Source organism: Terriglobales bacterium, from assembly GCA_035937135.1.
In the GTDB taxonomy this organism is placed as follows: Bacteria; Acidobacteriota; Terriglobia; order Terriglobales; family Acidobacteriaceae; genus DASYVL01.
This window is the reverse complement of the sequence record DASYVL010000016.1, coordinates 1-12,119: the sequence shown is the minus strand read 5'-3', so window position 1 is coordinate 12,119 and position 12,119 is coordinate 1. Positions and strand designations below refer to the sequence as shown.

The window sequence follows — 12,119 nt, the reverse complement described above, 5'->3', positions numbered from 1 at the left end:
AAGGCGAGGCAGCAGATCGGTCGCCTGCATCGCGGCGACCTGGTTGTCGTGACCGGGCTGGGCTTCTTCGACTTTCTGCACGAGCAGCGCGGGGCAGCGAAGAATGGCATCGAGCTGCATCCGATTGTGAGCATCGAGCCTGCTCGGGCCGAAGTAAGAGTGAAGACTCGGGCGCTCGCCAGACTACTTCTGTGGCGCGAGTCCGTTCTTCTTCAAGACATCCACGCACCTTTGGGCGACGTCGGCTCCCTGCGCCGCTAGTTCTTGCTCGGCCTCGACATATCTTGTGTATAGGGCACCGGCATTTTCGCTCACCGTATAAATCAGTGTTGACATGTCCAGGCAGCTTTGAGCGAAATGAGCCAGCTCCTTCGCCCTGTCTATATTTCCCGCCATCATGGAGAGCGTTGATTGATTCTCAGCTCCGAAGGCGCAAAGTGAGGCGTTCCGGCTTGCATCGTCCAACCACTCGAAAAAAGAGAATCCTAGCGGTCCGTTGAAGCCTTGAGGTCGGGTTCTGAAAGCCTTAACAGCCAGATTTATTGCTTTTATTACTTGACGGTCCTTGTCAACCGCTTCGCTCTTGCCAAGTTGAGTCTCCTCTTGGTCTATCAATAACTTGTACTGCTGCATCGCACGGTCGGCCTGTGTCAGGAGCAGGTCTATCTCGGCGTCTGTCGGGAAGGTCTTCTTGTCTTGGGCATAGCCGACGCCCAAGAAAACGGTCATGAAGACCGCGAGGACGCACACGGATCGAAGCAGCGACATCGGAGGCTCTCCTTCTTGTTTCTGCCGGGCCCAAACTCAGCGCGATGATAGCAGGCCCGCCAGTTGGCCCGTCGGGCCAGCCGTGGAGCCAAGTCGCCTCCCAGGGCCGGGTTTAGGCCCCGGGGGCGTGGCAATCAGTGTGGTCTAGCCTTGCCCTTGGATGCGGCATCCCCTACCGCGAACATGATCTCGTCGGTGGCGACCGCCATACGAAGCGTCGGATGGAACAGTTGGCCTCCAACCTCTCGCAACATCTGCAGGTTCATCGTCACTCGCACGCCGAATTGGTCATAGTGGCTGGGGTCTTGGTGCAGGGTCATCAGCTGGCACATCCGAAGCTCAGCCAAAGATTTCCAAGTCGCAGCTTCTAGCGCGAAGTCGTCAATGCCGCCCAGAACCACCACCAAGCGTTGCATGTTGATGCCGTTGCGGCCCTTGGTGCCGCTCTTCGTTGCTTGAATCATCTGCTGAAGTCGTCGAATGTCTTTGAGGTCAGTGTCCAACCTTTCCTTGTCCATCGCAGCCGCCTCCACCCTGAACTCCGTGAGAGTAGCCACGAACGCCTTGAGCTTGCTATCCGCATTGTCCAAGATAGGGTCAAACTCAGCCTGCGACGGCATTTCCTTTAGCTGGGCTTGCGCGAAGGGTGCCAAGAGGAGGAGTAGAACGAAGATTGTCAGTCTGTTGCTAAGTCTCATTGCTAACCTCCATCAGGAGAGTGCCAAGCGGGTGCCCCAAAGTATTTCGACCGGAGAGTATAGCCTCCGGGGATGACGGCGGCGGGGGGCAGTGGGGTGGCTCCCCGGCCTCGCGTTTTGGGACTCCCGCGCCTACAAACCCGGTGACGCCATAGATGGGCAAGGCAATCCTGGATTTTTTCTGGGTCGGTACGCTCACCCTGCCCCTGCACAGAACATGGCCGGGGGTGATCCCGCCCGGGGGGGCTGCTTCCTGCCCGGTACCTTTTTGTGTCGTAAGTTGTGTCGTAACCCTGCCATCCCTAGTGGTGTCGGGCGCGCTCGCGGCGTGTCGGTCGGGTACAGGCGAAGGACAGGGAAGATGTGCCGCAGCCGCACCAGCACTGCTTTTCCGTGTCGCGTCGGCTCACTTCTTCTTGTGCCGTGTCGGAGGCCGAATCGAACTGTCACGGCAGAGGTCGCGGGTTCGAGTCCCGTCGTCCCCGCCATTCCTTTCTGCATCGCGTCAATTCTTCCTGTGGTACTCTCCGCTGCCAGGCGCGGTCATGAAACGCTTCTCCATCCTGCACCCCCTCTACATGTCGTTCTATTCCCGCGAGATCTACCAGGACGTGGGACGCAACTGGAAGGGTGTGGGGCTGGGGTACCTGTTTCTCGCGATGGCCATCGTGCAGCTACCGATGGCCGTCAAGATCCATGTGGGCTTTTCGAAGTGGGTTGAGAGCGGCGCGAACGAGGTGGTGGACAAGATCCCGCAGATCACCATCCATCATGGCGAGGTTTCAACCAACGTGGAGACGCCCTACTTTATCCCCATCCCGAGCGACCCCGCAAACCGCGTGAATGAGACCTCCAAGTACCTGGCGGTCATTGACCTGACCGGGAAGTACAAGTCGCTTGAGGACGTGAACGCGGACATGCTGCTCACCAAGCACTCGCTGATCATGCGCAACCGGCCCGCGGAGGTGCGCACCTACGACCTCTCCGCGGTCGAGAACTTCTCCGTGGATAGCGCCCGGGTCCACGGTTGGTTGAACTCCTCCCGGTTTTTCGTGGCCCCGGCATTCTACGGATTCGTGCTGCTGTTCTCGTTTCTCTACCGGGTGGCCCAGGTAGCGCTCTATGCCGCGGTGGGGATCCTGTTCGCGCGCTCGTTGAACGCAGCCCTCGAGTATCCGGCGCTGATGCGCCTGGCTGCCGTCGCCGTCACGCCGGCGATGATCCTGAACGAGGCCGTGGACCTGGCACAGATCCACGTCCCACTGTGGTCCCTCATTTGTCTGGGGATGGCGATGGGGTATCTGTACTTCGGGGTCAAGGCAAACACCGGGCCCGCTACCGCCGGGGTTACGCCGCTCACGCCCGTCGCTGGGACCTAGAGTCTGCCGAGCGCGGGCGATACCTCCGGTGCGCTCCTCACTTACCCTTGTCCATGGCCGCCATCCGCTTATCCATTTCCTCGGGCGAGACGTCTTCCGTGTGGGTGGCGATGGTCCAAACGTGGCCGAAGGGGTCCTCGATCACGCCGTTGCGGTCGCCGTAGAACTTGTCCTGGACGGGCTGGGTGAGCTTGGCACCGGCGGCCACTGCGCGCGCCACCGCGGCGTCTACATCCTCGACGTACAGCATGAGGCTGACCGGGGAGCCGCCCAGCGACTTGGGGCCGCGGTAGCCCATCTGCGGGACCTCGTCGGCCAGCATGACGACGGAATCGCCGATGCGGATCTCGGCGTGGCCGATCTTGCCTTCGGGCTGCGCCATGCGCATGATCTCGGTCGCTCCAAAGACCTTCTTGTAGAAATCCAGAGCGGCGGCAGCTCCTTGGATGATCAGGTAGGGTGTGGCAGTGTGGTAGCCGTCGGGGGTGGCCTTCACCTTGGCGGGCATTGAGGGTCTCTCCTCAATGTCGAAGTATACAGGCCCGGGATGCGATCAGGGCAGGAGGCTCCGGCTCTCAAGCCGTGACCTCCCACCCTGTTAGCTTTTTCCCTAGAACCCGCGACCGCGGCCGCTGTAGGCGTCGTTATAGCCGGCCATGTAGGCCTGGCGATAGCGCTGCTTGTAGTCTTCGCGGTTGCCGTAGGCGCGGCCGTCGTAACCGCGGTTGGCGTCTTTGTACCAGTCGTGCCGGGTCGGATCAGGAGACTTGCGTTCGAGCATGTCCTTGCGCGCGCCCACCATGCCGTCACTGTAGCCGGTGGAGTATGCGATGTCGGAGGTGCCCCCGCGGCCATTCCCGTACCCGCCAGTCGGGTAGCCGTTCCCGTACCCACCATTCGAGTACCCTGAGCGGTCGAAGGTCTCACGATAGCCGGTTTCGTATCCCTGGCGATACTGCTGCCGGTAGGACTTCTTGCTGCCGTAGCGCGAGGAGTAACCGTGGTCGGCGTCGCGGTACCAGCCATGGTCATTGACGTCGAAGCGTTTGTTCTCGCGGATGTCCGACTGTGCGCCGTCGATCCCGTCCCGGTAGCCGGTATCGTAGGCGACGTTGTTGTAGCTGGATCCCCGACGGCCGTAGCTGCCGTTGCGCCCGCTGCCGTAGCTGCCGTTGCGGTTGTCGCGCCCGTAGCCCCCGCGGTCATCGTCGTCGTCCTCGTCGCGCCCGTAGCCGCCGCGGCCATAGGCGTCGTTGGAGCGTCCATTGCGGCCGTTGTACCCGTCGTCGTAGCCGGATTGGTAGCCCTCGCGGTAGGCGGCGGCGTACTGGTCGCGGTTGCCGTTGCCTGGGTCATAGCCGCGGTTGCCCCGCAGGTTGGCGTCTCCCCGAGGGTCGTAACCGGCGCGCCGGTCGCGGTCCGCGCGGCCGTGCTGGAAGCCGGCGTTGTACCCCTGTTGATAGCCATCAGAATCACGCGAGCGCTCGTCGTGCGCCAGCGCGAAGCCGCTGAGCGCCAGGATCATGCCCGCCGCCAGAAGTACTCGTTTCAGATCTCGTAACATCGGCTCTCCTTCTCCTGCTACTGGAGTCTCTTGAACTTTGGATGTAGGAGCGGGAGGGGAAAGTTGCCGCCTGGAGCGGAAATCGTCCGGCCGGGCAGGCCGGGGGTGCGAAGGGTCAGCGTCGAAAGGGTACAGACCCGGGAGGCCCCAGGGCGGGAGTCCTCCGGTGCTGAAGCCGGGACCTCCCGCCCTGGCAGGCTTTCTGAGTTACCGCCGTCCGCGGTAGGTGTCGTTGTAGCCGGCGATGTAGCCCTGGCGATAGCGCTGCTTGTAGTCATCGCGGTTGCGGTAGGCTCGGCCGTCGTACCCGCGGTTGGCGTCTTTGTACCAATCGTGCCGCGTAGGATCAGGAGACTTGCGGTTGGCCATGTCCTTGCGCGCTTTCACCATGCCATCACTATAGCCGGTGGAGTATGCGACGTCGGAGTTGCCCCCGCGGCCATTCCCGTACCCTTGAGACCGCTGGTCGAAGGTTTCACGGTAGCCGGCTTCGTAGCCCTGGCGATACTGCTGCCGGTAGGACTCCTTGTTGCCGTAGCGCGAGGAGTAGCCGTGGTCAGCGTTGCGATACCAGTCGTGGTCGTTGAAGTCCAGGCGTTTGTTTTTTCGGATGTCCTTTTGGGCGCCCTCGATGCCGTCGCGGTAGCCGTTGTTGTAGGCGACATTGTTGGAGCCGTATCGCTCACGGCCGTTGCGGTCGTCGCGCCCGTAGCCTCCGCGGCCATAGGCGTCGCTGGGGCGCGCGTTGCGCCCGTTGTACCCGTCGTCGTAGCCGGCTTGGTAGCCCTCGCGGTAGGCGGCGACGAACTGGTTGCGGTCGCCGTAGTTGGGGTCATAGCCGCGGTCGGCCCGCTGGTAGTCGTCTCCCTGATAGTCGTAGCCGGCGCGCCGGTCGCGGTCCTCGCGGCCATGGTGGAAGCCGTCGTTGTACCCCTGCTGATAGCCATCAGAACTGCGCTCTCTCTCGTCATGCGCCAGGGCGAAGCTGCTCAGCGCCAGAATCATGCCGGCTGCCAGCAGTGCTCGTTTCAGATCTCGTAGCATGGTCACTCCTTTCCTGCTCTTGGATCTATTTTAGCTTGGATGAGGGGTGAAAAGGGGGGTTGCCGCCGGTGGCATGGGGCGGCAGGGCAGGCCGGGGATGCGGAAGGTCAACGACGAAAGTAACCGTTTTGCTTGCACCGCCAAAAAGAGCGCAGTACACTTCGAGCAGGGAGAATGTCCAACGCAGTCAAATCCTCGCCGGGGCCGATTGTGACCCGCTGCGCCACCTGCGGCGCCAGCGCGCGCCACGGCAGCGCCGACTCCGTGGTCCTCTGGTCCGACGTCCACCGCTTCGAGACCTACAGCTTCCGCAATGAGGGCCGGGAGGCCTTCACCCCCATGCGCGAGCATCGCGTGGAGCGCATCTACGTCACCCGCGACGGGCGGGAAGTGGACTTCACCCACTGCCACCGGGCGCGCAGCTAGAGCGCCCCCGGAAGTCCCTCACTTCACCAATCCCTGCCGGACGCAATGAATGAAATCCGTGTAGGCGGGCGTGTGCCCCGCATTGCGCATGTCGCTGGCGATTTGTCCGCGATGGTAGGCGGAGTGCATCACCACGTGCAGCAGGACGTCCTCGACCGCGCTCTCCCACGGTTCGCCCTTGGAGTTGACGTAGGCCACGCGGTGGGAGAGCTGGCGGCCGTCCAGAGCACCGAGGTAGCTCTGCCAAAGCCCGGACAGCTGGCCCAGCCTGGCTTCACACCCTTCCAGGCTTAGCTCGGGCCAGACCACCACGGGTTCGTCGTCCTCGACCAGGCGCCCCCGCCACAGAAGTTCCGCGGCAAGGATGTGGGCCAGCAGCTTCTGCGAGCGGGCGGGAGGAGGTTCCGCCGCCCTCAGGAGGCGGAGGGTTTCGCGGTTGGCCCAGTCGTCATAGGCGAAAAGCCGGCGGAGATGCTCGATGAAGTCCATGGCGGTTCGAGCTCCCCTCCGATTGTAGAGCAACAGAACAGTCCTCCCCGAAGGATGCTGTGGCTTGTGCGTTGTTGCCGCGGGCGAGCAACGCCCCAACTGCTTTTTAAACCGGCTTGATTTAGACTTCCGCCCGTGGCACTCCGTGATCTGGTCCCCTTCGGCCTGGGGCGCGACAAGCCGCACCACTTCCGCGACATGGCGCGCGTCGCCTGGCAGAATCGCGACAACCTCGGGTACGCCTGGCGCGTACTGAACCACGGCGTCTGCGACGGCTGCTCGCTCGGTCCCTACGGCCTGAAGGACAACGTCATCTCCGGTGTCCACCTGTGCATGAGCCGTCTCAACCTGCTGCGGCTGAACACCATGCCGGCCACCGCCGACGCGCGCTTCTCCGACGTTGCCCGGCTGCGAGCCCTGTCCAACGAGGAGCTGCATAACCTCGGCCGCATCCCCTATCCCATGATCCTGCGCCGGGGCGACCGCGGCTTCACCCGCATCTCCTGGGAACAGGCGATGGGTTTGATCCGGGGAGAGCTGAAAGGAGTCGCTCCCGACCGCCTGGGCTTTTTCGCCACCTCGCGAGGCCTGACCAACGAGGCCTACTACACCTTCCAGAAGCTGGCCCGGATGCTGGGCACCAACAACGTGGATCTTTGCGCGCGCCTCTGCCACGCCGCCAGCGTCTACGGACTGAAGCAGACCCTGGGGGTGGGCGCGCCCACCTGCTCGCTCTCCGACTTCATCGGCACCGAGCTGCTGGTCCTGTTCGGCACCGACCTGGCTAACAACCAGCCGGTCACCACCAAATACATGCACTACGCCAAGAAGGCGGGCACCCGCATCGTGGTCGTGAACCCCTACCGCGAGCCCGGCCTGGAGCGCTACTGGGTGCCGTCGGTGGTTTCGAGCGCCCTCTTCGGCACCAAACTGATGGACGACTTCTTCCAGGTGCGCGTGGGCGGTGACATCGCATTCCTCCAGGGCGCCATGAAGGTGATGGTGGAGCAGGGGACGGTCAATAGCAGTTTTATCGAGACTTATACCGAGGGATTCTCGGGCCTCGCGGAGCACCTGAAAGAGCTTTCCTGGCAGGAGATCGACTCCAGCTCCGGCGTCTCGCGCTCGGAGATTGAGCGCTTCGCCGAGCTTTACGGTAAAGCGAAAACCGCCGTCCTCTGTTACTCCATGGGACTCACCCAGCACCGCTTCGGCGTCGACAACGTGAAGGCCATCGCCGACCTGGCGCTTATCCGCGGCAACCTGGGGCGGGAGAAGTGCGGCATCATGCCCATCCGCGGACACAGCGGAGTGCAGGGCGGCGGCGAGTGTGGCGTGGATCCGGACAAATTCCCCGGCGGCTTCGAGGTGAATCCGGAGAACGCAGCCCGCTTCTCCGAGCTTTGGGAAAAACCCGTACCCAGTTCGAAGGGACATCGCACGGGCGAGCTGCTGCAGGCGGCGCACGAAGGCGGGGTAGAGGCGCTCTACACCATCGGCGGCAATCTGCTGGAGACCATGCCCGACCGCGCCTACGTCCAGGAGGCTCTCGGCCGGGTGCGCGTGCGCATCCATCAGGACATCGTGCTCAACACCTACTCCACCCTCGACGCCGGCGAGCTGCTGCTCCTGCTCCCGGCGCAGACGCGTTACGAATCCGGCGGCACCTCCACCTCCACCGAGCGCCGCATCCGCTACTCGCCGCCCATCCCCGGCCACACCATCGCCGAGGCGCTGCCCGAGTGGAAGATTCCGTGTCTCATCGGACAGGCGTTGCTGCCGGGGCACGCCTCGCAGTTCTCCTACACCACGGACGCCGACGTCCGCCGCGAGATGGCGGCGGCCATGCCGGTCTATGCCGGGATCGAAAAGCTCGCGAAGGAAGGCGACTGGATCCAGTGGGGCGGGCCGCGCTTGTTCACCGACGGTTTCTCGAAAATGCCCGGCGGCCGCGCGCGCTTCGCCGTGGTCCCCATCCCCAAGCTCGAGGTCCCGCCCGGGAAGTTCTATTTCACCACGAGGCGCGGCAAGCAGTTCAACTCGATGACCTACGGGCAGCGCGACCGCCTGACCGGTTCTCGCAGCCGCGACGAGGTCTTCATGAATCCGAGCGACGCGCAGCGCCTCGGCCTCGCCGATGGCGATGCCATCCTGCTGCGTTCCTCCATCGGCGAGTTGCGCGGCCGGGTGCGACTGGCCGACATCCGCGAGGGCAATCTCCAGGCGCACTGGCCCGAGGGGAATGTCCTGATCGAGCGCCGCTACGACCCAGTCTCCGCCGAGCCGGATTACAACGCGGTAGTAGATGTGCAGAAGACCGGTTAGCGGTTCAGCGTGTTCCCATGAGGCAAGAATGATGAACTAGTTCTGGCTGCCCGCAGGTATGTCAAGGCGAACCACGCTGCCAGTACCGAGTAGGTATTCCGCTTCGATTACTTTGAGCTTGCCCGATTTCACAGCCTCCCGAAGGATTTCGCTGTTTGCCAGCACGTCTTTGGCGCTCTGGCGGACATTCTCCCTGATGGCTGACTCGACCAAATCGTCCGCCTTGGCGTAGGTCTTGGCCTGGGTGACGGCGGGATTGATCTTTTCCACGATCGCATCCAGGTTCCGGCTGGGCATCTTCTCGCCAGAGCACGCGGCGGTCACGGCACCGCATTTCTGATGTCCGAGCACGACCAGCAAAGGGCTATGAAAGTGGTCTACCGCGTACTCGATGCTGCCCAGCGCCACGGCGTCGGCAACATTTCCGGCCGTGCGCACCACAAAGAGGTCGCCCAGACTCTGGTCGAAGATCACTTCCGGGGGGACCCGGCTGTCGGAGCAAGCGAGCACGATCACATGGGGCGACTGTCCGGAAGCAAGCTTGCGGCGGAGCGCAATCAGCGCATGAGCTCGTGGTTTGTCGGCGACGAACCGTCTGTTCCCGGCCATAAGCTCGGCCCAGACCGCGTCTGCGGACGGTGTCGGCTGGCTGGCTGCGGCATGCGCGGAGTGTTTTGCAGGAGTGGCAGGTGCGTGCTGCGCGAACCCGAAGCCCGCGATAGAAAGCAGGAGACTGAGATAAAGCAGCGTGCGCGTCACAGCTCCCGCCGCCCTTCCATCGCTTTCAGCATGGTGACCTCATCGGCGTACTCGATGTCGCTGCCCACGGGCAGGCCCATGGCGATGCGCGTCACCTTCACTCCGGGCCGCTTGACCAACTGCGAAAGATAGACGGCGGTGGCCTCGCCCTCCACCGTGGGGTTGGTGGCGATGATGAGCTCGTCCAGCTCGCCCGCCTGGACGCGCGCCATCAGGTTCGCAGTCCGCAACTGCTCCGGGCCCACGCCATGCAGCGGCGAGAGCGAGCCGTGCAGCACGTGATACACGCCGTTGAAGTGCCGCGTCCTCTCGATGGCGGCGATGTTGGTGGGCTCCTCGACCACGCACACCAGCCGCTGGTTGCGCGTGGGGCTCGAGCAATAGACGCAGGGGTCCACGTCCGTGATGTTATTGCAGCGGGAGCAGAGCAGCAGCTTTTCCTTGACGTCGCGGATGGCCGTCGCCAGCGCGCCCGCGTCCTCGCCCGCCGAGCGCAGGATGTGGAAGGCGAGCCGCTGCGCGTTCTTGCTCCCGATCCCCGGCAGCTTCTTCAACTCGGCGATCAGTCGGGCCATGGGCTCGGCAAAGTCAGGCACGGACGAATTCCTTCTGTGGCGTAGCGCTACGGCTTCTTGTGGTCAATGACGGAGCGGATCTCAGCGCCGAAAACCTCCTGCATGCGGCGCACCACCGGGTCCTCGGTAGCGCGGGTGCGAGCGTCGCCCCCGCCGCCTGGAGCGTTTTCCGGCAGCGCTCCCGGCCGCGGCACGCCGCTTTTGCGCGCCCGATCGGCCTCGAAGGGCGACGGCCGCGAAGGCGACTCGGTCTTGTGTGGAGCAGGCGCATTCTCCGGTGGCGGACGGACGACCGGCGATTTCGCCGCTGCGGGCGCGCTCGACTCCGGACGCGCGCCGCTCAGCAACTCTTCCAGCGGCAGCAGTCGCTGGGCGTGGACCAGCTTCAGCAGTCCCAGCTCCAGATGGAAGCGCTGCTCCTGCCGGTAGCCGAGTTCGCCGTGGGTGCGCAGCATGATCTGCAGGAAGCGCGCCAGGTCTTCCTCGGAGAAGCGCGCGGCCACGCGCCGGGCGCGGGCGCGCTCGTCGGCCGAGATCTGCAGCAGCGGCGTCTCCTCCCCCGCCACCTTGGCCACAACCGCGTTGCGCAGGAAGCGCACCATCTGCTTTGCCAGGTGCGCCGGGCTGTGTCCTTCGCTCAGGATCTTGTCCAGCAACCGCAGCGTCTCCTCGCTGGAGTTGCGCGCCACGGCCTCGAGCAGCGACTCCAAAGTTTCGGACGGCACCGAGCCCACCAGCCCGCGTACCATCTTCGCGGTCAGCCGGCCGCCGGCGCCGGCGATGGCCTGGTCGAGCAGGGAAAGGGCATCGCGCATGGAGCCGTCGCCCGCCTCCGCCAGCAGGGCCAGGGCCTCGTCATCCGCGTGAAGCTTCTCTTTCTTGACCAAGACCGCGAGCTGGGCCACGATCTCCTCGAAGCGCACGGCATGAAAGCTGAAGTGCTGGCAGCGCGAGCGGATGGTCTGCGGGATGTCCTCGGGCTGGGTGGTGGCCAGCATGAAAATGACGTGGTCGGGCGGCTCCTCCAGCGTCTTGAGCAGGGCGTTGAAGGCGGCTTCGGTGATCTGGTGGGCCTCATCGAGGATGTAGACCTTGTAGCGGTCGCGCGCCGGGCGGTAGCGGACGGCGTCGCGCAGCTCGCGAATCTCGTCGATACCGCGGTTGGTGGCGGCGTCGATCTCCATCACGTCCACGCTCGAGCCGGCGCGGATCTCCTTGCAGGAGTCGCACACGCCGCAGGGATCGGCCGTGGGCCGCTCGGCCTTGCGGCAGTTCAGCGCCATGGCCAGGATGCGGGCGATGGTGGTTTTGCCGATGCCGCGGTGCCCGCTGAAGATGTAGCCGTGGGCGATGCGCTGCTGCTCAATGGCGTTGCGCAGCGTGCGCGTCACGTGCTCCTGCCCGATCACCTCCGAGAACTGCTGCGGGCGGTACTTGCGGGCCAGGACCTGATAACTCATGAGGAGACCAGATTATACGAGACCCGCCCGTGCCCGCTGAGTTTACCGCCGCAAAATCTAGAGTCCACGCGCGCCCGGGCACATCCAATGCAGAAACCCCGATGGGGAAAGGAGAGAGTATGTCACCGAACATTGCTAATGTGGTGGACCGCTACGAGAAGGGAATCGAGACATTCGCCCAGGCGCTGCAGGGCGTCCCGGCGGAACTGCTCGATAAATCGCCCGCGCCCGGCAAGTGGAGCATCCGCCAGATCGCGGTGCATCTGGCCGACTCCGAGACCTTGGGGGTGGCGCGCTTCCGCACCATCGCCGCCCAACCCGGCTCCGTCCTCAAAGCCTATGACCAGGAGGCTTGGGCCCAGAAGCTGACCACCCAGCAGTCGCCGCAGCAGGCGCTGGAGCTGTTCTCGCTCCTGCGCAAGACCACCGCAGCCATGCTGCGCGCGCTTCCCGAGGCGGCCTGGAAGAACAGCGGTCGCCACGAGGAGAGCGGGGAAGTGGTGCTGGACAAGTTCGTCGAGCACTACTGCGACCACGTGGACAACCACTCCCGGCAGATCCGCGAGATCCGCCAGAAGTTCGGCGCGCCGGCGGCGGGCGCCTAGGGGGTGGGTTGAGGCGCCGGGCTTGCA

At 64.2% G+C, this 12,119-nt stretch carries 13 protein-coding genes; 4 read left to right on the top strand and 9 right to left on the bottom strand.

The window, feature by feature from the left end:
- Window positions 1-183: 183 nt before the first annotated feature.
- On the bottom strand, window positions 184-768 hold the full coding sequence (locus tag VGQ94_00795) for a hypothetical protein (GenBank protein ID HEV2021044.1): 585 nt from the start codon (window positions 766-768) through the stop codon (window positions 184-186).
- A gap of 134 nt (window positions 769-902) precedes the next feature.
- Entirely contained in the window at window positions 903-1,421 is a 519-nt protein-coding gene (locus VGQ94_00790; GenBank protein HEV2021043.1) for a hypothetical protein, read from the bottom strand.
- Between the two features lie 590 nt (window positions 1,422-2,011).
- Here VGQ94_00790 and VGQ94_00785 point away from each other — a divergent pair.
- Window positions 2,012-2,845 carry a DUF1189 family protein gene (locus VGQ94_00785; protein HEV2021042.1) on the top strand — a complete coding sequence of 278 codons (834 nt, stop codon included), beginning with the start codon at window positions 2,012-2,014 and terminating at the stop codon, window positions 2,843-2,845.
- Window positions 2,846-2,882: 37 nt separating this feature from the next.
- Here the strand turns inward: VGQ94_00785 and VGQ94_00780 are convergent, their stop codons facing one another.
- The 3 genes from VGQ94_00780 to VGQ94_00770 form a co-directional block, all read right to left on the bottom strand.
- Entirely contained in the window at window positions 2,883-3,353 is a 471-nt protein-coding gene (locus VGQ94_00780; protein ID HEV2021041.1) for a VOC family protein, read from the bottom strand.
- A 102-nt stretch (window positions 3,354-3,455) separates the two neighbouring features.
- Window positions 3,456-4,409 carry a hypothetical protein gene (locus VGQ94_00775; protein HEV2021040.1) on the bottom strand — a complete coding sequence of 318 codons (954 nt, stop codon included), beginning with the start codon at window positions 4,407-4,409 and terminating at the stop codon, window positions 3,456-3,458.
- A 207-nt stretch (window positions 4,410-4,616) separates the two neighbouring features.
- Complete coding sequence (locus tag VGQ94_00770) at window positions 4,617-5,453, bottom strand: hypothetical protein (GenBank protein ID HEV2021039.1); 837 nt, start codon at window positions 5,451-5,453, stop codon at window positions 4,617-4,619.
- 174 nt (window positions 5,454-5,627) lie between these two features.
- Between VGQ94_00770 and VGQ94_00765 the strand changes: the two genes are divergently transcribed.
- Window positions 5,628-5,879: a hypothetical protein gene (locus VGQ94_00765; protein ID HEV2021038.1), complete on the top strand. Its 252-nt coding sequence runs from the start codon at window positions 5,628-5,630 to the stop codon at window positions 5,877-5,879.
- 18 nt (window positions 5,880-5,897) lie between these two features.
- Here VGQ94_00765 and VGQ94_00760 read toward each other — a convergent pair whose 3' ends face one another.
- Entirely contained in the window at window positions 5,898-6,368 is a 471-nt protein-coding gene (locus tag VGQ94_00760; GenBank protein HEV2021037.1) for a DinB family protein, read from the bottom strand.
- A 135-nt stretch (window positions 6,369-6,503) separates the two neighbouring features.
- Here VGQ94_00760 and VGQ94_00755 point away from each other — a divergent pair, with 135 nt between their 5' ends.
- Window positions 6,504-8,693 carry an FdhF/YdeP family oxidoreductase gene (locus VGQ94_00755; protein HEV2021036.1) on the top strand — a complete coding sequence of 730 codons (2,190 nt, stop codon included), beginning with the start codon at window positions 6,504-6,506 and terminating at the stop codon, window positions 8,691-8,693.
- 36 nt (window positions 8,694-8,729) lie between these two features.
- On the opposite strand, the gene VGQ94_00750 is transcribed toward VGQ94_00755, so the two are convergent.
- From VGQ94_00750 to dnaX, 3 genes are read right to left on the bottom strand one after another with little or no spacing between them, the layout of a single operon-like run.
- Entirely contained in the window at window positions 8,730-9,452 is a 723-nt protein-coding gene (locus tag VGQ94_00750; protein ID HEV2021035.1) for a carbonic anhydrase, read from the bottom strand.
- Window positions 9,449-10,027: a recombination mediator RecR gene (recR, locus tag VGQ94_00745; protein HEV2021034.1), complete on the bottom strand. Its 579-nt coding sequence runs from the start codon at window positions 10,025-10,027 to the stop codon at window positions 9,449-9,451. The genes VGQ94_00750 and recR overlap by 4 nt, the downstream gene beginning before the upstream one ends.
- 47 nt (window positions 10,028-10,074) lie before the next feature.
- The gene (gene dnaX / locus VGQ94_00740; protein ID HEV2021033.1) at window positions 10,075-11,487 is read right to left on the bottom strand and encodes a DNA polymerase III subunit gamma/tau; all 1,413 of its coding nucleotides are present in this window, start codon (window positions 11,485-11,487) and stop codon (window positions 10,075-10,077) included.
- A gap of 119 nt (window positions 11,488-11,606) precedes the next feature.
- Between dnaX and VGQ94_00735 the strand changes: the two genes are divergently transcribed.
- Complete coding sequence (locus VGQ94_00735; protein ID HEV2021032.1) at window positions 11,607-12,092, top strand: DinB family protein; 486 nt, start codon at window positions 11,607-11,609, stop codon at window positions 12,090-12,092.
- Window positions 12,093-12,119: the final 27 nt, after the last annotated feature.